Below are 21,419 nucleotides of genomic sequence, written 5' to 3'. Positions count from 1 at the left end.
GTGCTAACTCCGACGGGAGCAAATCCGTGAAAGATTTATTAAAGTTTCTGAAAGCGCAGACTAAAACCGAAGAGTTTGATGCGATCAAAATTGCTCTGGCTTCGCCAGACATGATCCGTTCATGGTCTTTCGGTGAAGTTAAAAAGCCGGAAACCATCAACTACCGTACGTTCAAGCCTGAGCGTGACGGCCTTTTCTGTGCGCGCATTTTCGGGCCAGTAAAAGATTACGAGTGCCTGTGCGGTAAGTACAAGCGCCTGAAACACCGTGGTGTGATCTGTGAGAAGTGCGGCGTTGAAGTGACCCAGACCAAAGTGCGTCGTGAGCGCATGGGCCACATCGAGCTGGCGTCTCCGACTGCTCATATCTGGTTCCTGAAATCTCTGCCGTCCCGTATCGGTCTGCTGCTGGATATGCCGCTGCGCGATATCGAACGTGTTCTGTACTTCGAATCTTATGTGGTTATCGAAGGCGGGATGACGAACCTGGAACGTCATCAGATCCTGACTGAAGAGCAGTATCTGGACGCGCTGGAAGAGTTCGGTGACGAATTCGACGCGAAGATGGGTGCGGAAGCTATTCAGGCCCTGCTGAAGAGCATGGATCTGGAGCAAGAGTGCGAGCAGCTGCGTGAAGAGCTGAACGAGACCAACTCCGAAACCAAACGTAAAAAGCTGACCAAGCGTATCAAACTGCTGGAAGCGTTCGTTCAGTCTGGTAACAAGCCAGAGTGGATGATCCTGACCGTTCTGCCGGTTCTGCCGCCAGATCTGCGTCCACTGGTTCCGCTGGATGGTGGTCGTTTCGCAACGTCGGATCTGAACGATCTGTATCGTCGCGTGATCAACCGTAACAACCGTCTGAAACGTCTGCTGGATCTGGCTGCGCCGGACATCATCGTACGCAACGAAAAACGTATGCTGCAGGAAGCGGTAGATGCCCTGCTGGATAACGGTCGTCGCGGTCGTGCGATCACCGGTTCTAACAAACGTCCTCTGAAATCTTTGGCCGACATGATCAAAGGTAAACAGGGTCGTTTCCGTCAGAACCTGCTCGGTAAGCGTGTTGACTACTCCGGTCGTTCTGTAATCACCGTAGGTCCATACCTGCGTCTGCATCAGTGCGGTCTGCCGAAGAAAATGGCACTGGAGCTGTTCAAACCGTTCATCTACGGCAAGCTGGAACTGCGTGGCCTGGCCACCACCATCAAAGCCGCGAAGAAAATGGTTGAGCGTGAAGAAGCTGTCGTTTGGGATATCCTGGACGAAGTTATCCGCGAACACCCGGTACTGCTGAACCGTGCGCCAACCCTGCACCGTTTGGGTATCCAGGCATTTGAGCCAGTCCTGATCGAAGGTAAAGCTATCCAGCTGCACCCGCTGGTTTGTGCGGCCTATAACGCCGACTTCGATGGTGACCAGATGGCTGTTCACGTACCGCTGACGCTGGAAGCCCAGCTCGAAGCGCGTGCGCTGATGATGTCTACCAACAACATCCTGTCTCCAGCGAACGGTGAGCCAATCATCGTTCCTTCTCAGGACGTTGTATTGGGTCTGTACTACATGACCCGTGACTGTGTTAACGCCAAAGGCGAAGGCATGGTGCTGACTGGCCCGAAAGAAGCTGAGCGTATTTATCGCGCCGGCCTGGCCTCTCTGCATGCGCGCGTTAAAGTGCGTATCACCGAATACGAAAAAGATGAAAACGGCGAGTTCGTTGCGAAAACCAGCCTGAAAGACACGACCGTTGGCCGTGCGATTCTGTGGATGATCGTACCGAAAGGTCTGCCTTTCTCCATCGTCAACCAGGCGCTGGGCAAGAAAGCGATCTCCAAAATGCTGAACACCTGTTACCGCATTCTGGGCCTGAAGCCGACCGTTATCTTCGCTGACCAGACCATGTACACCGGTTTTGCTTACGCTGCGCGCTCAGGTGCGTCCGTAGGTATCGACGACATGGTTATCCCAGAGAAGAAACACGAGATCATCTCTGAAGCGGAAGCTGAAGTTGCCGAGATCCAGGAGCAGTTCCAGTCTGGTCTGGTTACCGCGGGCGAACGCTATAACAAAGTTATCGATATCTGGGCCGCGGCGAACGATCGTGTATCCAAAGCGATGATGGATAACCTGCAGACCGAAACCGTGATTAACCGTGACGGCGTCGAAGAGCAGCAGGTTTCCTTCAACAGCATCTACATGATGGCCGACTCCGGTGCGCGTGGTTCCGCAGCACAGATTCGTCAGCTGGCAGGTATGCGTGGTCTGATGGCGAAGCCAGATGGCTCCATCATCGAAACGCCAATCACCGCGAACTTCCGTGAAGGTCTGAACGTACTCCAGTACTTCATCTCCACGCACGGTGCGCGTAAAGGTCTGGCGGATACCGCACTGAAAACAGCGAACTCCGGTTATCTGACGCGTCGTCTGGTTGACGTTGCGCAGGATCTGGTTGTGACCGAAGACGACTGCGGCACGCTGGAAGGTCTGGTGATGACCCCGGTTATCGAAGGTGGCGATGTTAAAGAGCCACTGCGCGACCGCGTTCTGGGTCGTGTGACCGCGGAAGACATTCTGAAGCCGGGTACGGCAGACATTCTGGTTCCACGCAACACGCTGCTGCACGAGCACTGGTGTGACCTGCTGGAAGCGAACTCTGTTGACTCTGTGAAAGTGCGTTCCGTTGTATCCTGTGACACCGACTTTGGTGTGTGTGCGCACTGCTATGGTCGTGACCTGGCGCGTGGCCACATCATCAACAAAGGTGAAGCCATCGGCGTTATCGCGGCACAGTCCATCGGTGAGCCGGGTACACAGCTGACGATGCGTACGTTCCACATCGGTGGTGCGGCATCTCGTGCGGCTGCTGAATCCAGCATCCAGGTGAAAAACAAAGGTAGCATCAAGCTCAGCAACGCGAAGTCTGTTGTTAACTCCGCAGGCAAGCTGGTTGTGACCTCTCGTAACACCGAGCTGAAGCTGATCGACGAATTCGGCCGTACCAAAGAGAGCTATAAAGTGCCTTACGGTGCGGTTATGGCGAAAGGTGATGGCGAGCAGGTTGCCGGCGGTGAAACCGTTGCAAACTGGGATCCGCACACCATGCCGGTTATCACCGAAGTAAGTGGTTTCATCCGCTTCACTGACATGATCGACGGCCAGACCATTACTCGTCAGACCGACGAGCTGACCGGTCTGTCATCTCTGGTGGTTCTGGATTCTGCTGAACGTACTACTGGCGGTAAAGATCTGCGTCCTGCACTGAAAATCGTTGATGCTCAGGGTAACGACGTTCTGATCCCGGGTACCGACATGCCTGCTCAGTACTTCCTGCCGGGTAAAGCGATCGTTCAGCTGGAAGATGGTGTTCAGATCGGTGCGGGTGATGCTCTGGCGCGTATTCCTCAGGAATCCAGCGGTACCAAGGACATCACCGGTGGTCTGCCACGCGTTGCGGACCTGTTCGAAGCACGTCGTCCGAAAGAGCCTGCAATCCTGGCTGAAATCAGCGGTATCATTTCCTTCGGTAAAGAGACCAAAGGTAAACGCCGTCTGGTTATCACCCCAGTAGATGGCAGCGAGCCGTACGAAGAGATGATTCCTAAGTGGCGTCAGCTCAACGTGTTCGAAGGTGAACGTGTAGAACGTGGTGACGTGGTTTCCGATGGTCCAGAAGCGCCGCACGACATTCTGCGTCTTCGTGGCGTACACGCGGTAACGCGTTACATCACCAACGAAGTGCAGGACGTTTACCGTCTGCAGGGCGTTAAGATTAACGATAAGCACATCGAAGTTATCGTTCGTCAGATGCTGCGTAAAGCAACCATCGAAAACGCGGGCAGCTCCGAGTTCCTGGAAGGCGAGCAGGTTGAATACTCACGCGTCAAGATCGCTAACCGCGAACTGGAAGCGAACGGCAAAATCGGTGCGACCTTCTCGCGCGATCTGCTGGGTATCACCAAAGCGTCTCTGGCAACCGAGTCCTTCATCTCTGCAGCATCGTTCCAGGAAACGACTCGTGTCCTGACCGAAGCCGCTGTTGCAGGTAAACGTGATGAACTGCGCGGTCTGAAAGAGAACGTCATCGTGGGTCGTCTGATCCCAGCCGGTACCGGTTATGCGTACCATCAGGATCGTATGCGTCGTCGTGCTGCGGGCGAACTGCCAGCTGCACCGCAGGTCACTGCTGAAGATGCATCCGCGAGCCTGGCAGAACTGCTGAACGCAGGTCTGGGCGGTTCCGACAACGAGTAATCGTTGATGCCCGGTGATGAAAATTACCGGGCATATGAATCGTAGTTTGGGTAAGCGTAGTGCCACCCGACAATAAAAAACCCGCCTCGGCGGGTTTTTTTACATCTGAATGTTTTCAATTCACCAGCGGGATCCGGCGATAAAGCTCAATCATATCCCCCGCCAGGTCCTGAATGACCATCGCGTTCATCAGGTGATCCTGTGAATGAACGGTGATCAGGTTAACCGGAAGTTTGCCGGTCCCTTCGTCAAGACCAATCAGCTGCGTCTGGATCGTGTGCGCATGCTTCACATATTCGCGCGACTCTTCCATTGCTTTTTCTGCTTCGTCAAACTCGCCTTTACGTGCCATCTGTAATGCCGTCAGGGCCGCACTGCGCGCCGCGCCTGCGTTGACCAGCAGTTCCATAATCGTGGTTTCTAAGTCTTCCATTATGACTCCAGAAGTTTGAGCGCTTTTTCCAGTACGGCATCGCCTTTCATCATGCCGTAATCCATCATGTCGATAACCGCGACCTTTTTACCCAACGGATCGGCCTGCGCCTGTAATTTAGCCTGCTCGTATTTCACCTGTGGCCCCAGCAATACGATGTCGGCCGTCGCGATGTTGTCTTTAAACTCCGCAACCGGAACGGCTTTAATGGTGACTTCAACCCCTTTTTTCTGCGCGGCATCTTTCATACGTTGAACCAGCATGCTGGTTGACATTCCCGCTGCACAGCATAAAACGATGTTCTTCATAATCAGCCTCGATCTACATGTGTTTATTGATAATTATCCCGTGCAGACCGCTTCAACAACCGGTTTACCGCGATTGTGTGTCAGGCATCACAAAGAAACCGGCGATTTTCTGAAACCGGTTACAATTTTGCCTTATCAGGTACCCGGCCCATCAAAACGGGCCGGGGGAAAGAGAGAGGATTAGCTGATGGAGGTTCGATTAATGCGGTTTTTGCCCTGCTGTTTGGCGCTGTAGAGGGCGTTATCCACGCTTCCGACAAATTGCTCCAGCGGTTCAAAATGCCACTCCCCAAGACCGCCGCTGAACGTCACCCGCAGGTTCTCTTCCCGCCAGACGCGTTTTTCAACGGCGGTACGCCACGCTTCCAGCAATGAGAGCGCGGAAGCTATCTGTTCAGCCTGGAAGATGACCGCAAACTCTTCGCCGCCGTAACGGTAAACCGAGACGTGATGTGGCTGCATGATCTGAATCCCTTCCCGGGCAACGTTGCGCAGAACGATATCGCCGGTCAGGTGGCCCAGCGTGTCGTTGATGGACTTGAAGTTATCAATGTCCACCAGCGCCATCGCGAAAGGCTGCTGGGCATTCAGCAGCTCCGCAACATCGCTATCGAACGCGCGGCGGTTTTTACAGCCCGTCAGCGCATCGTGGGTGGCCTGCCGCACATAGGCCATCTCACGCTCTTTATTGGACTGGATGGTGTGGCTCAGCATCGCTTCCAGTCGCGGCGCCTCGCTGACGTCGCCGGTTTTGATGGCATTGATAATGTGCATCAGTACGCTACGCGAGGCGTGGCGGAGGTATAAGCCAAAGAGGATGATGATGATGGCCGCCAGCGCAAACCCCCAGCCAACGATCGTCGTTTCGTGGCGGGTGATATCGGTGAGCGTCTCACCGGATACCCGGTAGATCACAAACCAGTCCGGGTTAGTAAACGAGTAGTAGTAATACCAGGCGTTGGTTTTCTTGTCGTAAAGATGACCTTCGCCGCTGGTCATTTTGTCCATCAGCGCTTCGCTTACGTACTGCTTGAAGAGCGCGCCGGTATCCGGGTGAAGCACAACGGCGCCGTCGCGTTCGACGATGAAGAACTCCCCCTGAACGGGCGCCACCATCTGGCGCAGGGTATAGCCCATTGAAGTGAGATCGAGATGGAACGCGAGCGTGCCCTTTAGCCTGCCTTCTGGCGAAATCACTGGCTTATAAAGCGTAACCGTGGGGTGGCCCGTAAAGTAATCCATGTAAGGATGGGTATAGTGGCTGAAGATACTGGCTTCCGCCTGAGCGACAAACCACGGGCGCGCCCGGGGATCGAAGGTTTTGCTCTTCTCCGTAGGGAGCACTTCCGGTGCGCGGAGATAATGTCCCTGCGTGTCCGCCAGCGAAATGGAGGAGACGGTCGGCATCAGGTTCTGCAGATGCATCATCATCTGCAGCCCCTGCGACGGATTGACGTTAAGCGTCTCGTTTAGCCTGTCGTTACGCGCAAAGTACATCGTGGATCGGCCCAGGATATAGTCGTTTTCACGCAGAATAGACTCGGTGTAGTTCACCGCCAGGTTGTGCGTAAAATTACTATTGATCTTATGATAATCCGCAAGGAAATCCTTCTGTTGCGAAAGCGTCACCGCGACCGCGATCACCGCAAAACTGCAGAGTATCCCCGCGAAGCTGAGCATAATGGGCCGGGTAAAAGAGAGCTTTTTGCTGTGAAGTGCCATGAGCTGTACATCGTTCCTGATGGTGAATACATGTCGTCTGCCGATATCCTCTCAGCATAGTCGCTGTCCTGCGGTTAGCGGTGAATTATACGACCCCCGATTTCTGGCGAGATGATTTATCTTAAGAACCATTAAGAAAATACTTATTCATCCGGCTGAGGTCGATGTGCAGTGAGCAGGAGGCAGGGCGAAACGAGGAAGAAGCTTTTCGCCCTGGTCAGCATCCGTTGCTGACGGTGTGACAATAAAAAACCGGACGATCGCAGGCAATCATCCGGTTTTGCCTTTCCATAGCGCCTCGACAATTTTTCTAGGGTGTTGCAGTGCGTTTCAGCGTCACTGCGAGGCTCTTCCCAGCCAGCTGTCCCAGTCTTTCCAGACCGGCTGAAGCCCCTGCGCCGTCAGGGCGGCGGCGACCGCTTCCGGGCGTCGTCCGTCATGCGGCGCAAACTGCTCCAGCTCCGGATGGTCGTCGGCGTAGCCGCCAGGCTGCGTCTTAGAAAACGCGCTGACGTTGTTAATCGCCAGCGGGATGACGCGATCGCGAAACGCCGGAGATTCGCGCGTTGAGAGCGATAATTCCACCTCCGGGGCGAGCAGGCGAAACGCGCAGATGGTTTGCACCAGCTGGCGTTCATCCATCAGTGAAGCCGGTTCAATCCCACCCGCGCAGGGCCTCAGGCGCGGGAAGGAGATGGAATAACGGCTCTGCCAGTAGTGCTGCTGGAGCCACAGCAGATGTTCCGCCACCATGTAGCAATCCACCCGCCAGCTGTCGGAGAGCCCGATCAGCGCCCCGAGACCGATTTTGTCGATGCCCGCGCGGCCCAGCCTGTCCGGCGTTTCCAGGCGGAAAAAGAAATCCTGTTTCTTGCCCTTCAGGTGATGCCGGGCGTACGTGGCCTCGTGGTAGGTTTCCTGGTAGACCATGACGCCGTCCAGCCCGAGGGTTTTCAGCTCCGCGTACTCCTCCTGCAGCAGAGGCTGCACTTCCATCTGCAGCGACGCAAACCGGCGGCGAATGGCGGGAAGGTGCTGACGGAAATAGTCCATTCCCACTTTTCCCTGATGTTCGCCGGTGACCAGCAGAAGATGTTCAAAACCCATTTCACGAATGGCCGCACACTCACGGGCAATTTCACCTTCATCGAGCGTTTTCCGCCTGATGCGATTGCTCATGGAAAAACCGCAGTAGGTGCAGTCATTGGCGCACAGGTTTGAGAGATAAAGCGGCACGTAGAAGCTCACGGTGTTGCCAAAACGCTGCCGGGTGAGCCGCTGCGCCCGCTGGGCCATCGGTTCGAGGTACGCGCTGGCCGCCGGGGAGAGCAGGGCCATCAGATCTTCGCGGGTCAGATGGCGGGCATGCAGCGCGCGCTCCACGTCAGCCGCCGTCTTGCTGTTGATGCGCAGGGCAATGTCGTCCCAGCTAAGCTGCCGCCAGCGCTCGGTAAACGTGCTCATGAGATCGCCTCCAGAAAACCGGTCAGCGGGCTGGTGGCCTGCGCCTGAAAGCTGCGCGAGCCGGGGCCGGAGCCTCTTGCCAGCAGGCCAGCCTCGACGGCCAGACGGAACGCACGCGCCATCATGACCGGATCGTCGGCCACCGCGATGGCCGTGTTGACCAGCACCGCGTCGGCGCCCATCTCCAGCGCCTGCGCGGCGTGGCTGGGCACGCCAATCCCTGCATCAACCACCACCGGTACGGTCGCCTGCTCGATGATGATCTCCAGCATCGCGCGGGTTTCCAGCCCCTGGTTGGAGCCGATGGGGGCGCCCAGCGGCATGACGGCGGCGCAGCCGACCTCTTCCAGCCGTTTGCACAGCACGGGGTCTGCCCCGCAGTACGGCAGGACGGTAAACCCTTGCTGCACCAGCTTTTCAGCCGCTCTCAGCGTTTCGATCGGGTCCGGCAGCAGCCAGCGGGCGTCAGGATGAATTTCCAGCTTCAGCCAGCGCGTGCCGAGCGCCTCACGCGCCAGCTGCGCGGCAAAAATTGCCTCTTCGGCCGTTTTGGCGCCGGAGGTGTTGGGCAACAGCGTGACGCCTGCCTCCAGCAGCGGCGCCAGAATAGCGTCGCTGTGGTGGCGCAGATCCACGCGCTTGAGCGCCAGCGTCACCAGCTGGCTGCCGCTTTCACGAATGGCCTCCACCATCAGCTGCGGCGAGGCGAATTTTCCGGTTCCGGTAAACAGATGTGAATCAAAGACTTTGTCGGCAATACGTAACATCTCAGCCCCCTGCGATAACCTGAAACAGCAGGATCTGGTCGCCTTCATTGACCTGCTGATGTTCCCACTGCTCGCGCGGCAGGATCTGTTGATTGAGCGCCAGCGCCGTTCCCGGCTTGAGCTGGCGCAGCTTGTCGAGCAGTACCGCAACGGTCAACCCGTCGTCGCATTTCATCGGCTCATCGTTAAACAGAATGCGCATCGCGGCCTCCGCATACCGGGCAGCGGCTGGCAGGGTGCAGCGCCAGATGGCGCCAGCCATTGGAGCGGGCATCAAACAGCCGCAGCGTGTTACGTTCCGTCTCCATGCCGCTGAGCAGCTTGATGGCCTCCAGCGCCTGCAGGGTGCCCATCACGCCGACTACCGGACCCAGAACGCCCGCCGTGCGGCAGTTGCGCGCCGGTTCGGCATCATCCGGCCACAGGCAGCGATAGCAGCCCTGCGTCCACGGCGGGGTGAGGACCATCATCTGCCCGCCGAACCCCACCGCGCTGGCGGTGATAAGCGGCGTATTCGTTGCCACGCAGGCGGCGTTAACCGCCTGGCGCGTCGCCATGTTGTCCGTGCAGTCCAGCACCACGTCGGCCAGAGCGACCTCACGGTGCAGGCTTTCACCGCTGAGCCGCTCCTGCAGGGCAATCAGCGCGATATCCGGGTTGAGCTGGTTCAGACGCTGCCGGGTGATTTCCGCCTTCGGCCGGTTGATATCCTCGGTGGTAAAGAGAATTTGTCGCTGCAGGTTGCTGAGGTGAACCTCGTCGTCGTCGGCCAGCACCAGCGTGCCGATGCCCGCGCCTGCCAGATAGAGCGCGGCGGGCGCGCCTAATCCGCCCAGACCGACAATCAGCACCCGGCTGGCGAGCAGCTTTTGCTGTCCGTCGATGGCGATATCTTCCAGCAGGATCTGACGGCTGTAGCGCATAAAATCACGATCGTTCATCGCCCGCTCCTGCCAGCTGCAACAGCTGTTGAGTGGCGAGCCGCCAGTCTGCGGCCTGGGTGATGGCGCTGACGACGGCGATGCTGCCGATGCCGGTCTCCAGCACCGCCGGGGCGCGTTCAAGGCTAATGCCGCCAATGGCAACGGTGGGGTAATCGGCAAGGCGTTTAACGTGGCTCGCCAGCTGCGTCAGCCCCTGCGGCGCGGAGGGCATCTGCTTGGTTTGCGTCGGGAAGACGTGGCCCAGCGCGATGTAAGAGGGACGGGCCGCGAGGGCCACGTCGATCTCCATGTCATCGTGCGTTGACACGCCCAGCCGTAATCCGGCTTCGCGGATGGCGCTGAGATCCGTTGTTTCCAGGTCCTCCTGACCCAGATGCACGCCGTAAGCACGGTGCTTAACGGCCAGCCGCCAATAGTCGTTGATAAACAGGCGGGCGTTATGCCGACGCCCCAGCGCGATAGCGGCAACCACATCGGCTTCCACCTCGTCATCGCGTTTATCCTTGATGCGCAGCTGGAGGGTGCGAACGCCAGCCTCCAGCAGGCGTTCAATCCACGCCACGCTGTCCACCACCGGATAGAGCCCTAAACGGTAGGGGACGGACGGGAAATCGGGCTGGTACATTACGCCTCCTCTTTTTTGAGATAGATTTCGCCGCCTTTGGCGCGGAACGTTTCGGACATGTCCGCCATGCCCACTTCAATGGTTTGCGCGGCGGCGTAGTCGCGTACCTCCTGGCTGATTTTCATCGAGCAGAACTTCGGCCCGCACATGGAGCAGAAGTGGGCGACTTTGCCCGATTCCTGCGGAAGGGTCTCGTCGTGGTAGGCGCGGGCGGTGAACGGGTCCAGCGCCAGGTTGAACTGGTCTTCCCAGCGGAACTCAAAGCGCGCTTTGGACATCGCGTTATCGCGGATTTGCGCCCCCGGGTGGCCTTTCGCCAGATCCGCCGCGTGGGCAGCAATTTTGTAGGTAATCAGCCCCTGCTTGACGTCCTCTTTGTTCGGCAGGCCGAGATGCTCTTTCGGCGTCACGTAGCAGAGCATGGCGCAGCCGAACCAGCCGATCATAGCTGCGCCAATCCCGGAGGTGAAGTGGTCATAGCCCGGCGCAATATCGGTGGTCAACGGCCCCAGGGTGTAGAACGGCGCTTCGTGGCAGTGCTCCAGCTCCTCGGTCATGTTGCGGCGGATCATCTGCATCGGCACGTGTCCCGGACCTTCAATCATCACCTGCACGTCATACTCCCAGGCGATTTTGGTCAGCTCGCCCAGCGTGTGCAGCTCGGCAAACTGCGCTTCGTCGTTGGCGTCGCGAATGGATCCCGGACGCAGGCCGTCGCCCAGCGACAGGGAGACATCGTACGCGGCGCAGATTTCGCAAATTTCGCGGAAGTGTTCGTAGAGGAAGTTTTCCTGATGATGGGACAGACACCACTTCGCCATGATGGAACCGCCGCGCGAGACGATGCCGGTCAGACGCTTCGCGGTCATCGGCACATAGCGCAGCAGCACGCCCGCGTGAATGGTGAAGTAGTCCACGCCCTGTTCAGCCTGCTCCAGCAGCGTGTCGCGGAACGCCTCCCAGGTGAGGTCTTCGGCAATGCCGTTGACCTTCTCCAGCGCCTGATAAATCGGGACGGTGCCAATCGGTACCGGGCTATTACGCAGGATCCACTCGCGGGTTTCATGAATATAGCGGCCGGTGGAGAGGTCCATTACCGTGTCCGCGCCCCAGCGCGTGGACCAGACCAGCTTTTCCACCTCTTCCTCGATGGAGGAGGTGACGGCCGAGTTACCGATGTTCGCATTGACCTTCACCAGAAAGTTGCGGCCGATAATCATCGGCTCGGATTCCGGGTGGTTGATGTTGGCGGGGATAATCGCGCGGCCAGCGGCCACTTCGTCACGCACAAACTCCGGCGTGATGTTCTCCGGCAGGCGAGCGCCAAAGCCTTCTCCCGGATGCTGGTAGCGCAGTACTTCGCTGCGGATGCGCTCGCGGCCCATGTTTTCGCGGATGGCGATGAACTCCATCTCCGGCGTGACGATGCCCTGGCGGGCGTAGTGCAGCTGGGTCACACGCTTGCCCGCTTTGGCGCGTTTTGGCGTCAGCAGGCCGGTAAAGCGCAGCGCGTCCAGACCGTCGTCGGCCAGGCGTTCATTGGTATACGCAGAACTGCGCACGCTCAGCGCTTCGCAGTCGTTACGCGCGTCAATCCACGGCTGGCGGAGCTTTGCCAGACCCTGCTGCACGTTGATGGCAACGTCAGGGTCGCCGTACGGCCCGGAGGTGTCATACACCGGCACGGCCTCGTTCTCTTCATACTGCGGGTTATCCTTGCTGCCGCCGATAAGCGTCGGGCTGAGCTGGATTTCGCGCATCGGGACGCGGATATCGGCCTGCGAGCCGGAAATGTAGATGCGTTTCGAGTTAGGGAAAGCGGTGCCTTCCAGGGTGTCGATGAAGAGTTGGGCCTGTGCGCGCTGTTCGCGGCGGGTCAGTTTTGCAGTAGACATAGCTCATTCCAAAAGTGAAGGACATGGCTTGTCAGACGACGGATGAAGCAAGAGAGGATCGCCCGGGGGGCGATACAACAGCAGTGTGACTCTTGTTCCCTTCGCAGGTATTAACCTGAGCAGGTTCCGCGGATCCCGAATTAACGGTCTCAGCCCGCGCGTTTAAGCGCTGGGCACTCCGACAAGAAAAATCCCCCTCGTGAGAGGGGCGAATGGTTGTAAATTACTCGTTAACGATTAAGAACTCAAGCCGGGCGCGCGATGTTATCTTCGGGGCTGGCATCCAGGACGAGGCTAATCAGCTTATCTTCCAGCGTGAACCGCTCTTCCAGCGCTTCGCCAAGGTCGGAAAGCGCCCGCTGGAACTCAAGATAGTTGTCGTGATCGATGGCGTTCTCAAGCGTGGAATCATAGTAATCCATGATCTGCTGGGTGTTGGCTTCCAGCAGCGGATAGAGTTTGCTGGCCGCTAAATACGGCGCTGTCCCTTCCATTTCACGGATAATGCGTTCATAAATATTGAAATGGCCGTCGGACAGATAGTCGACCAGGCCCTGGCAAAAATCATCCAGCGCTTTTTCATTGAGCCGCATAAACGATTCTTTGCCAGGCTTAATGCCGACCAGATTGTAATAAGCCACGAGTAGATGCTTGCGCACATGAAGCCAGCGATCCACCAGTTTGTTACTTCCTCTAACGCGCTCAGTCAGGCTTTCCAGCTGGTTTAACATGGTCGACTCCGCAAAGTGTAGGATTGAAGCTGCTTATCCAGAATGTAACCACAATGCTAACAACATGTCAGTGAAGCGAAGGTAGTGCAATAGATATGGATCGTATTATTGAAAAATCAGATCTGGGTTGGTGGATCGTCAGCCACGAACAAAAATTATGGTTGCCCGGTGGAGAACTGCCCTACGGCGCGGCGGAAACGTTCGACCTCGTGGGCCAGCCAGGGCTGAAGATCGGCGAGTGGCAGGGGGAACCCGTGTGGTTGATCCAGCAAGCGCGCCGTCAGGATATGGGATCGGTGCGACAGGTGCTGGATCTGGACGTTGGGCTGTTCCAGCTGGCGGGGCGCGGCGTGCAGCTGGCGGAGTTTTACCGCTCGCATAAATTCTGCGGCTACTGCGGCCATACCATGCGCCCGAGCAAAACCGAGTGGGCAATGCTTTGCAGCCACTGCCGCGAACGCTACTACCCGCAGATTGCGCCGTGCATTATCGTCGCTATCCGCCGGGAGGATTCCATCCTGCTGGCGCAGCACACCCGCCATCGCAACGGCGTTCACACCGTGCTGGCCGGCTTCGTCGAGGTGGGCGAAACGCTGGAGCAGGCGGTGGCGCGCGAGGTGATGGAGGAGAGCGGGATCAAAGTGAAGAACCTGCGCTACGTCACCTCCCAGCCGTGGCCGTTCCCGCAGTCGCTGATGACGGCCTTTATGGCCGAATACGATAGCGGTGAAATCGTTATCGACCAGAAAGAGCTGCTCGACGCGAACTGGTATCGCTACGACGATTTACCCCTGTTACCTCCGCCGGGTACCGTGGCGCGTCGGCTGATAGAAGATACCGTGGCGATGTGTCGGGCCGAGTATGAGTAGTGTTACACTGGGGCCATGACGCTTAAGGAACTGCAAAAATGACCGAACTGAAGAACGATCGCTATCTGCGTGCGCTGCTGCGCCAGCCCGTTGATGTCACCCCGGTGTGGATGATGCGCCAGGCGGGACGCTATCTGCCAGAGTACAAAGCCACGCGCGCGCAGGCGGGCGATTTTATGTCGCTGTGCAAAAACGCCGAGCTGGCCTGTGAAGTGACGCTCCAGCCGCTGCGCCGCTTCCCGCTGGATGCAGCGATCCTCTTCTCGGATATTTTGACCATTCCGGATGCCATGGGCCTTGGCCTGTACTTCGAAACCGGTGAAGGCCCGCGCTTCACCTCCCCCATCCAAAGCAAAGCCGACGTGGATAAGCTGCCGATCCCCGATCCGGAAGGCGAACTGGGCTACGTGATGAACGCCGTGCGCACCATTCGCCGCGAGCTGAAAGGCGACGTGCCGCTGATTGGCTTCTCCGGTAGCCCGTGGACGCTGGCGACCTATATGGTGGAAGGGGGCAGCAGCAAAGCGTTCACCAAAATCAAAAAGATGATGTACGCCGAGCCGCTGGCGCTGCACGCGCTGCTCGACAAGCTGGCGAAGAGCGTCACCCTCTACCTGAACGCGCAGATTAAAGCCGGTGCGCAGTCGGTGATGATTTTCGATACCTGGGGCGGCGTGCTGACCGGGCGCGACTATCAGCAGTTCTCCCTGTACTACATGCACAAAATCGTCGACGGCCTGCTGCGTGAGAACGAAGGTCGCCGCGTGCCGGTAACGCTGTTCACCAAAGGTGGCGGCCAGTGGCTGGAAGCGATGGCGGCAACCGGCTGCGACGCGCTGGGTCTGGACTGGACCACCGATATTGCCGATGCCCGCCGCCGCGTGGGTGACAAAGTGGCGCTGCAGGGCAATATGGACCCGTCCATGCTCTACGCGCCGCCAGCCCGTATTGAAGAAGAAGTGTCGACTATACTGTCTGGTTTCGGCCAGGGGGAAGGCCACGTCTTTAACCTCGGCCACGGTATTCATCAGGATGTACCGCCAGAGCACGCAGGCGTATTTGTGGAGGCGGTGCATCGGCTTTCTGCCCAGTATCACCAGTAAGGAGTGATTATGGATCTCGCGTCGCTACGCGCTCAACAAATCGAACTGGCTTCATCGGTGATCCGCGAGGATCGTCTGGATAAAGATCCTCCGCAGTACATTGGCGGAGCCGACGTCGGGTTCGAGCAGGGTGGGGAAGTGACGCGAGCGGCGATGGTGGTCCTGAAATACCCTTCGCTTGAGCTGGTGGAGTACAAGGTCGCGCGTATCGCCACCACCATGCCGTACATTCCGGGCTTTCTCTCCTTCCGCGAATATCCCGCGCTGCTGGCCGCGTGGGAGCAACTCTCGCAAAAACCTGACCTGCTGTTTGTCGATGGACACGGTATTTCGCACCCGCGCCGTTTAGGCGTTGCCAGCCACTTTGGGCTGCTGGTGGATGTGCCGACCATCGGCGTCGCCAAGAAGCGCCTGTGCGGCGCGTTTGAACCGCTTTCCGCCGAGCCGGGTGCGCTGGCGCCGCTTATCCATAAAGGTGAGCAGCTGGCGTGGGTCTGGCGCAGCAAGGCACGCTGTAACCCGCTCTTTATTGCCACCGGGCACCGGGTGAGCATGGACAGCGCGCTGGCGTGGGTGCAGCGCTGCATGAAGGGCTACCGCTTGCCGGAGCCGACGCGCTGGGCAGACGCCGTCGCCTCTTCGCGCCCGGCTTTTGTTCGTTGGCAGGAAATTCAGCGATGGTTCAGGTAAACTGCGCCTAATTTTCGATTCGAGAGATCATCATGCTACAAAACCCGATTCACCTGCGCCTTGAAAAGCTGGAAAGCTGGCAGCACGTCACCTTTATGGCTTGCCTGTGCGAGCGCATGTATCCCAACTACGCCGCGTTCTGCAAGCAGACGGGCTTTGGTGATGGCCATATCTACCGCCGCATACTGGATCTGATCTGGGAAACGCTGACGGTGAAAGACGCAAAGGTGAACTTCGACTCCCAGCTGGAAAAGCTGGAAGAGGCGATTCCGGTGGCGGATGATTTTGACCTGTACGGCGTCTACCCGGCGATCGATGCCTGCGTGGCGTTAAGCGAACTGCTCCACTCTCGCCTGAGCGGTGAGACGCTGGAGCACGCGATTGAAGTCAGTAAGGCATCTATTACCACCGTCGCGATGCTGGAAATGACCCAGGAAGGCCGGGAGATGACCGACGAAGAGCTGCGCGCGAACCCGGCGGTTGAGCAAGAATGGGACATTCAGTGGGAGATTTTCCGCCTGCTGGCAGAGTGTGAAGAACGCGATATTGAGCTGATAAAAGGGCTACGCGCGGACTTGCGGGAGGCCGGTGAGAGCAATATTGGTATAATTTTTAACCAATGAGTTAAGAAAACTTGAGATAACGCCCGTTTTGTCGCTCCTCGACTCTTCCCTTTCGCCCCTTGTCTGGTCTACATTTGGGGGGCGAATAAAAGTGGCTATCGGTGCGTGTATGCAGGAGAGTGCTTTTTTGGCATTTTCGTCGCACTCGATGCTTAGCAAGCGATAAACACATTGAAAGGATAACTTATGAACAAGACTCAACTGATTGATGTAATTGCGGACAAGGCTGATCTGTCTAAAGTGCAGGCTAAAGCTGCTCTGGAATCTACCCTGGCTGCTATTACTGAGTCTCTGAAAGAAGGTGATGCTGTACAACTGGTTGGTTTCGGTACCTTCAAAGTGAACCACCGCGCTGAGCGTACTGGCCGCAACCCGCAGACCGGTAAAGAAATCAAAATCGCCGCAGCTAACGTGCCGGCATTTGTTTCTGGTAAAGCACTGAAAGACGCTGTTAAGTAAGACGCGTGGCAGTGAACAGTTTTAGCGAAGGGGCGGTAACGCCCCTTTTGTCTTTCTGGCGTGGAACGCTCGCGCTGGCAGGCATGCTGCTGCTGTCAGCCTGTAGCCACGATACCTCCCTGCCGCCGTTTACCGCCAGCGGTTACGCGGACAACCAGGGCGCGGTCAGGATCTGGCGTAAAGATTCCGGCGGTGAAGTGCATCTGCTTTCTGCCTTCAGTCCGTGGCATAACGGCAATACGTCGACGGCGGAATATCGTTGGCAGGGAGATGACCTGTCGCTGATTGAACTGAACGTCTACAGCAAGACCCCCGAACACGTGAAAGTGCGTTTTGACGACCATGGCGAGCTGAGCTTTATGCAGCGCGAAGTCAGCGGTCAAAAACAGCAGCTTTCCAGCGATCAAATCGCCCTCTACCGTTATCGTGCCGAACAAATCCGCCAGACCAGCGATGCGCTTCGTCTGGGGCGCGTCGTGCTGCGCCAGGGGCGCTGGCATGCCGATGGGACGGTAACCACCTGCGAAGGACAAACGGTGAAGCCTGAGCTTGAGTCCTGGGCGACCGAACACATTCAACGCCGTCAGCGTCATTCATCACTGGAGGTGAGTGTAGCGTGGCTTGAAGCGCCGGAAGGCTCTCAGCTGCTGCTGGTGGCGAACGAAGACTTCTGCACCTGGCAGCCGACAGAAAAGAGTTTCTGAGTTCTGTGCATTAAGCCGGATGGCGCTAACGCTTATCCGGCCTACGGGCGATCCCCTCTCCTCTTGGGCTGAAGAATACCCAGTAATTTTTTTACCTGAAGCGATGAACGTTTTTATGCAAAATAAATGGCTTACAGCGACGCCCTGGTCCGGCTGTAAATCGCTGAAGCGTTTCCGTAAGGCCGGGGCGAGGCGCAGGGATGCGCCGAGAGGGCGTGGCCTGCAGGGATGCAGGCTCATGCCCGACCCGAAAGCCTGAAGGAATAAGCTGAGGGCACCGCGAAGCGGCGATTTACCGCCGGGAGCCCGGGTCGCCAGGGTGGTGGCGATTGAGCCACCCTGGCACGTTCACCGGTCATGTTGTCACAGAGTAGCAAGGAACATGAAGTGAACGGAATGACCTCCACAGCCGTATGTTCCCCCTCACCCCAGGCCTCTCCCTCAAGGGAGAGGGGGTCGTCCGTGCAGGCATTATTTTGTGGGGAACCCTCAGCCCCTTGGGAGAGGGTTAGAGTGAGGGGGAATTACTCGCCCTGCTCGCGGGCAATCGCGCGATAGCCGATATCCTGACGGCTAAAGCTGCCGTTCCAGTGAATATCCGCCATCAGCGCATAGGCGCGTTTCTGCGCTTCTGCCACGGTATGGCCCAGCGCGGTCGCACACAGCACGCGTCCGCCGTTAGTCAGTACGCGGTCATCGTCAGCCAGCTTCGTACCTGCGTGGAACACCTTCGCACCGTCAATCTCTTCCAGCGGCAGACCGTGGATCTCATCACCTGTGCTGTAGTTGCCCGGATACCCACCCGCAGCAATCACCACGCCCAGAGACGCACGCTCGTCCCACTCTGAGGTTTTCTCGTCGAGTTTGCCGTCGCAGGCGGCCAGGCACAGATCAACAAGGTCGGATTTCATGCGCAGCATGATGGGCTGCGTTTCCGGATCGCCAAAGCGGCAGTTGAATTCGATAACCTTAGGGTTGCCCTGCTTGTCGATCATCAGGCCCGCATAAAGGAAACCGGTGTAGGTATTACCTTCCGCCGCCATTCCCTTAACGGTAGGCCAGATGATGCGATCCATGGTGCGCTGGTGGACTTCGTCAGTCACGACCGGCGCAGGGGAGTAAGCGCCCATCCCACCGGTATTCGGACCGGTATCGCCATTGCCCACGCGCTTGTGGTCCTGGCTGGTGGCCATCGGCAGAACGTGCTCGCCGTCGACCATCACGATAAAGCTCGCTTCTTCACCGTCGAGGAACTCTTCGATCACGATACGGTGGCCCGCGTCGCCAAAAGCGTTACCTGCCAGCATATCCTGAACCGCGGCTTCCGCTTCTTCGAGCGTCATCGCGACGATCACGCCTTTACCGGCGGCCAAACCGTCGGCCTTGATCACAATCGGCGCGCCTTTTTCACGCAGGTAAGCCAGCGCGGGCTCCACTTCTGTGAAGTTCTGATATTCCGCCGTCGGGATGTGATGACGTGCGAGGAAATCTTTGGTGAAGGCTTTGGAGCCTTCCAGCTGAGCTGCACCTTCCGTTGGGCCGAAGATTTTCAGGCCCGCGGCGCGGAATGCATCCACCACGCCAATCACCAGCGGCGCTTCCGGGCCGACGATGGTCAGGTCGATTTTCTCGCTCTGGGCAAAGCTCAGCAGCGCCGGAATGTCCGTCACGCCAATAGCCACGTTCTGCAGCGCGGGTTCCAGCGCGGTGCCGGCGTTGCCCGGTGCCACGAAAACCGTTTTTACCAGCGGAGACTGCGCCGCTTTCCACGCCAGAGCATGCTCGCGTCCACCGTTACCAATGACTAATACTTTCATTTTCTGCTCCGGGAATTAATGGCGGAAGTGACGCATGTCGGTGAAGATCATCGCAATGCCGTGTTCGTCGGCTGCGGCAATCACTTCGTCGTCGCGGATGGAACCACCAGGCTGGATCACACAGGTAATGCCTACGGCAGCCGCCGCGTCGATACCGTCACGGAACGGGAAGAAGGCGTCAGAAGCCATGGCGGAGCCTTTGACTTCCAGACCTTCATCGCCTGCTTTAATACCCGCGATTTTCGCCGAGTAAACGCGGCTCATCTGGCCTGCGCCTATCCCGATGGTCATGTTCTCTTTGGCGTAGACGATGGCATTGGATTTCACGAACTTGGCAACTTTCCAGCAGAACAGCGCGTCACGCAGCTCCTGTTCTGTCGGCTGACGCTTAGTGACGACGCGCAGGTCGGCTTCGGTCACCATCCCCAGGTCGCGATCCTGAACCAGCAGACCGCCGTTCACGCGCTTGAAGTCCAGGCCCGGCACGCGTTCTGCCCACTGGCCGCAAACCAGTACGCGCACGTTCTGTTTCGCCGCGGTGATTTTCAGCGCCTCTTCGGAGGCCGATGGCGCGATGATCACTTCAACAAACTGGCGGGAGATAATGGCCTGAGCCGTTTCAGCATCCAGCTCGCGGTTGAAGGCGATAATGCCGCCGAACGCGGAGGTCGGGTCGGTTTTGTAGGCGCGATCGTAAGCGTCCAGAATAGAGGTGCTTACCGCGACGCCGCATGGGTTGGCATGCTTGACGATAACGCAGGCCGGCTCGCTGAATTCTTTCACGCATTCCAGCGCGGCGTCAGTATCGGCAATGTTGTTATAGGAGAGCGCTTTGCCCTGAACCTGCTGGGCAGTTGCAACAGAGGCTTCTTTCACCTCTTCTTCTATATAGAAGGCTGCCTGCTGGTGGCTGTTCTCACCGTAACGCATATCCTGCTTCTTAATGAAGTTCAGGTTCAACGTACGCGGGAAGCGGCCGGAAGGATCTTTGCTTTCACCGTGGTAGGCCGGCACCAGGCTACCGAAGTAGTTGGCGATCATGCTGTCGTACGCGGCGGTGTGTTCAAAGGCTTTGATGGCGAGGTCGAAACGCGTTTCCAGGGTCAGTGACCCTTCGTTGGCATCCATCTCATTAATAATGGTTTCGTAATCGCTGCTCTTCACCACGATAGCCACATCTTTATGATTCTTGGCCGCGGAGCGCACCATGGTCGGACCGCCGATATCAATATTCTCTACGGCATCTTCAAGAGAACAGCCTTCGCGGGCAACGGTTTGGGCGAACGGGTAGAGGTTAACAACCACCATGTCGATTGGCGCGATGTCGTGCTGCTCCATAATCCCGTCGTCCTGACCGCGACGGCCAAGAATACCGCCGTGCACTTTTGGATGCAGGGTTTTGACGCGTCCATCCATCATTTCCGGGAAACCGGTGTAATCGGACACTTCGGTAACCGGCAGGCCTTTCTCTGCTAACAGGCGAGCGGTACCGCCTGTGGAAAGCAGCTCCACACCGCGTGCGGAAAGTGCCTGAGCGAATTCGACGATACCGGCTTTATCAGAAACACTGAGCAGAGCGCGGCGGACTGGACGACGTTGTTGCATGGTAAATCCCCTGGATTTCACGATTACAGAGAGCGTTAGATGAATTTTCCTGTGAAAAACTCATCTAACACACCTGACGAGGCATCCTTGTTAAGCGCGAGCATTTTAACGAAAACGTTTGCGCAACGCTCGCACATTTTCACTTTTTCGTATCATTGTGGATAAGTCTGTGTGTAAAAAGGTATAAGGCGGGGATTTGCTGTGGAATGCAGCAGTCAGTCATTTTTCTGTCATTTAGCGGTTGCGGCCCGCTGAGAACTCCCTATAATGCGCCTCCATCGACACGGCGGATGTGAATCACTTCACAAACAACCCGGTCGGTTGAAGAGAAAAAATCGTGAAATAACGGGTTGACTCTGAAAGAGGAAAGCGTATTATACGCCACCTCGCAACGGTGAGCGAAAGCCGCG

19 protein-coding genes and 1 riboswitch are annotated in these 21,419 nt (G+C 57.6%); of the genes, 7 read left to right on the top strand and 12 right to left on the bottom strand.

Annotation, left to right across the window (positions count from 1 at the left end):
* Positions 1-26 precede the first annotated feature (26 nt).
* Entirely contained in the window at positions 27-4,250 is a 4,224-nt protein-coding gene (gene rpoC, locus ACJBF3_RS24740; RefSeq protein ID WP_032644499.1) for a DNA-directed RNA polymerase subunit beta', read from the top strand.
* 115 nt (positions 4,251-4,365) lie between these two features.
* On the opposite strand, the gene ACJBF3_RS24735 is transcribed toward rpoC, so the two are convergent.
* From ACJBF3_RS24735 to ACJBF3_RS24690, 10 genes are all read right to left on the bottom strand, one after another.
* Positions 4,366-4,683: a PTS lactose/cellobiose transporter subunit IIA gene (locus ACJBF3_RS24735; protein WP_008503455.1), complete on the bottom strand. Its 318-nt coding sequence runs from the start codon at positions 4,681-4,683 to the stop codon at positions 4,366-4,368.
* Positions 4,683-4,991 carry a PTS sugar transporter subunit IIB gene (locus ACJBF3_RS24730; RefSeq protein WP_010425948.1) on the bottom strand — a complete coding sequence of 103 codons (309 nt, stop codon included), beginning with the start codon at positions 4,989-4,991 and terminating at the stop codon, positions 4,683-4,685. The genes ACJBF3_RS24735 and ACJBF3_RS24730 overlap by 1 nt, the downstream gene beginning before the upstream one ends.
* A 180-nt stretch (positions 4,992-5,171) precedes the next feature.
* Positions 5,172-6,713, bottom strand: a complete 1,542-nt coding sequence (locus ACJBF3_RS24725; RefSeq protein WP_045331771.1) for a sensor domain-containing diguanylate cyclase — start codon at positions 6,711-6,713, stop codon at positions 5,172-5,174.
* A 336-nt stretch (positions 6,714-7,049) separates the two neighbouring features.
* Positions 7,050-8,177 carry a 2-iminoacetate synthase ThiH gene (gene thiH, locus ACJBF3_RS24720; protein WP_045331773.1) on the bottom strand — a complete coding sequence of 376 codons (1,128 nt, stop codon included), beginning with the start codon at positions 8,175-8,177 and terminating at the stop codon, positions 7,050-7,052.
* Positions 8,174-8,944, bottom strand: coding sequence for a thiazole synthase (gene thiG, locus ACJBF3_RS24715; RefSeq protein WP_045331775.1), 771 nt, complete (start codon positions 8,942-8,944; stop codon positions 8,174-8,176). Before thiG ends, thiH begins: the two co-directional genes overlap by 4 nt.
* 1 nt (position 8,945) lies before the next feature.
* Positions 8,946-9,146 (bottom strand): sulfur carrier protein ThiS, encoded by a 201-nt coding sequence (thiS, locus tag ACJBF3_RS24710; RefSeq protein ID WP_045331776.1) that lies wholly within the window; start codon positions 9,144-9,146, stop codon positions 8,946-8,948.
* Entirely contained in the window at positions 9,130-9,885 is a 756-nt protein-coding gene (gene thiF, locus ACJBF3_RS24705) for a thiazole biosynthesis adenylyltransferase ThiF (protein ID WP_045331778.1), read from the bottom strand. Before thiF ends, thiS begins: the two co-directional genes overlap by 17 nt.
* Positions 9,872-10,513, bottom strand: a complete 642-nt coding sequence (thiE, locus tag ACJBF3_RS24700; RefSeq protein WP_045331780.1) for a thiamine phosphate synthase — start codon at positions 10,511-10,513, stop codon at positions 9,872-9,874. The genes thiF and thiE overlap by 14 nt, the downstream gene beginning before the upstream one ends.
* Positions 10,513-12,408, bottom strand: coding sequence for a phosphomethylpyrimidine synthase ThiC (thiC, locus tag ACJBF3_RS24695; protein WP_045331781.1), 1,896 nt, complete (start codon positions 12,406-12,408; stop codon positions 10,513-10,515). Before thiC ends, thiE begins: the two co-directional genes overlap by 1 nt.
* A 79-nt stretch (positions 12,409-12,487) precedes the next feature.
* Positions 12,488-12,599, bottom strand: a riboswitch (TPP riboswitch).
* A 54-nt stretch (positions 12,600-12,653) separates the two neighbouring features.
* Positions 12,654-13,139, bottom strand: a complete 486-nt coding sequence (locus ACJBF3_RS24690) for an Rsd/AlgQ family anti-sigma factor (protein ID WP_045331784.1) — start codon at positions 13,137-13,139, stop codon at positions 12,654-12,656.
* Between the two features lie 95 nt (positions 13,140-13,234).
* Between ACJBF3_RS24690 and nudC the strand changes: the two genes are divergently transcribed.
* From nudC to ACJBF3_RS24660, 6 genes are all read left to right on the top strand, one after another.
* Positions 13,235-14,008: an NAD(+) diphosphatase gene (gene nudC, locus ACJBF3_RS24685; RefSeq protein ID WP_045331786.1), complete on the top strand. Its 774-nt coding sequence runs from the start codon at positions 13,235-13,237 to the stop codon at positions 14,006-14,008.
* Between the two features lie 38 nt (positions 14,009-14,046).
* Positions 14,047-15,111 carry a uroporphyrinogen decarboxylase gene (gene hemE, locus ACJBF3_RS24680; protein ID WP_032644508.1) on the top strand — a complete coding sequence of 355 codons (1,065 nt, stop codon included), beginning with the start codon at positions 14,047-14,049 and terminating at the stop codon, positions 15,109-15,111.
* 9 nt (positions 15,112-15,120) lie between these two features.
* Positions 15,121-15,801: a deoxyribonuclease V gene (gene nfi / locus ACJBF3_RS24675; RefSeq protein ID WP_045331788.1), complete on the top strand. Its 681-nt coding sequence runs from the start codon at positions 15,121-15,123 to the stop codon at positions 15,799-15,801.
* Between the two features lie 32 nt (positions 15,802-15,833).
* The gene (locus ACJBF3_RS24670) at positions 15,834-16,424 is read left to right on the top strand and encodes a YjaG family protein (protein WP_008503468.1); all 591 of its coding nucleotides are present in this window, start codon (positions 15,834-15,836) and stop codon (positions 16,422-16,424) included.
* 186 nt (positions 16,425-16,610) lie between these two features.
* Positions 16,611-16,883 (top strand): nucleoid-associated protein HU-alpha, encoded by a 273-nt coding sequence (hupA, locus tag ACJBF3_RS24665; RefSeq protein WP_002445246.1) that lies wholly within the window; start codon positions 16,611-16,613, stop codon positions 16,881-16,883.
* Between the two features lie 11 nt (positions 16,884-16,894).
* Positions 16,895-17,587, top strand: coding sequence for a DUF1481 domain-containing protein (locus ACJBF3_RS24660; protein ID WP_045331791.1), 693 nt, complete (start codon positions 16,895-16,897; stop codon positions 17,585-17,587).
* A 524-nt stretch (positions 17,588-18,111) separates the two neighbouring features.
* On the opposite strand, the gene purD is transcribed toward ACJBF3_RS24660, so the two are convergent.
* Positions 18,112-19,404, bottom strand: coding sequence for a phosphoribosylamine--glycine ligase (purD, locus tag ACJBF3_RS24655; RefSeq protein ID WP_045332145.1), 1,293 nt, complete (start codon positions 19,402-19,404; stop codon positions 18,112-18,114).
* A gap of 15 nt (positions 19,405-19,419) precedes the next feature.
* Positions 19,420-21,009 carry a bifunctional phosphoribosylaminoimidazolecarboxamide formyltransferase/IMP cyclohydrolase gene (purH, locus tag ACJBF3_RS24650; RefSeq protein WP_045332148.1) on the bottom strand — a complete coding sequence of 530 codons (1,590 nt, stop codon included), beginning with the start codon at positions 21,007-21,009 and terminating at the stop codon, positions 19,420-19,422.
* Positions 21,010-21,419: the final 410 nt, after the last annotated feature.

Origin of the sequence: Enterobacter sp. PP-008-ECC_S150, from assembly GCF_045257065.1 — a bacterium.
GTDB classification, from domain to species: Bacteria; Pseudomonadota; Gammaproteobacteria; order Enterobacterales; family Enterobacteriaceae; genus Enterobacter; species Enterobacter chengduensis.
This window is presented reverse-complemented; position numbering and strand designations above follow the sequence as displayed.

Coding starts and splice junctions, on each gene's coding strand:
- ACJBF3_RS24735 (WP_008503455.1), bottom strand. CDS start 4,683: ATGGAAGACTTAGAAACCACGATTATGGAACTGCTGGTCAACGCAGGC.
- ACJBF3_RS24730 (WP_010425948.1), bottom strand. CDS start 4,991: ATGAAGAACATCGTTTTATGCTGTGCAGCGGGAATGTCAACCAGCATG.
- ACJBF3_RS24725 (WP_045331771.1), bottom strand. CDS start 6,713: ATGGCACTTCACAGCAAAAAGCTCTCTTTTACCCGGCCCATTATGCTC.
- thiH (WP_045331773.1), bottom strand. CDS start 8,177: ATGAGCACGTTTACCGAGCGCTGGCGGCAGCTTAGCTGGGACGACATT.
- thiG (WP_045331775.1), bottom strand. CDS start 8,944: ATGTTACGTATTGCCGACAAAGTCTTTGATTCACATCTGTTTACCGGA.
- thiS (WP_045331776.1), bottom strand. CDS start 9,146: ATGCGCATTCTGTTTAACGATGAGCCGATGAAATGCGACGACGGGTTG.
- thiF (WP_045331778.1), bottom strand. CDS start 9,885: ATGAACGATCGTGATTTTATGCGCTACAGCCGTCAGATCCTGCTGGAA.
- thiE (WP_045331780.1), bottom strand. CDS start 10,513: ATGTACCAGCCCGATTTCCCGTCCGTCCCCTACCGTTTAGGGCTCTAT.
- thiC (WP_045331781.1), bottom strand. CDS start 12,408: ATGTCTACTGCAAAACTGACCCGCCGCGAACAGCGCGCACAGGCCCAA.
- ACJBF3_RS24690 (WP_045331784.1), bottom strand. CDS start 13,139: ATGTTAAACCAGCTGGAAAGCCTGACTGAGCGCGTTAGAGGAAGTAAC.
- nudC (WP_045331786.1), top strand. CDS start 13,235: ATGGATCGTATTATTGAAAAATCAGATCTGGGTTGGTGGATCGTCAGC.
- hemE (WP_032644508.1), top strand. CDS start 14,047: ATGACCGAACTGAAGAACGATCGCTATCTGCGTGCGCTGCTGCGCCAG.
- nfi (WP_045331788.1), top strand. CDS start 15,121: ATGGATCTCGCGTCGCTACGCGCTCAACAAATCGAACTGGCTTCATCG.
- ACJBF3_RS24670 (WP_008503468.1), top strand. CDS start 15,834: ATGCTACAAAACCCGATTCACCTGCGCCTTGAAAAGCTGGAAAGCTGG.
- hupA (WP_002445246.1), top strand. CDS start 16,611: ATGAACAAGACTCAACTGATTGATGTAATTGCGGACAAGGCTGATCTG.
- purD (WP_045332145.1), bottom strand. CDS start 19,404: ATGAAAGTATTAGTCATTGGTAACGGTGGACGCGAGCATGCTCTGGCG.
- purH (WP_045332148.1), bottom strand. CDS start 21,009: ATGCAACAACGTCGTCCAGTCCGCCGCGCTCTGCTCAGTGTTTCTGAT.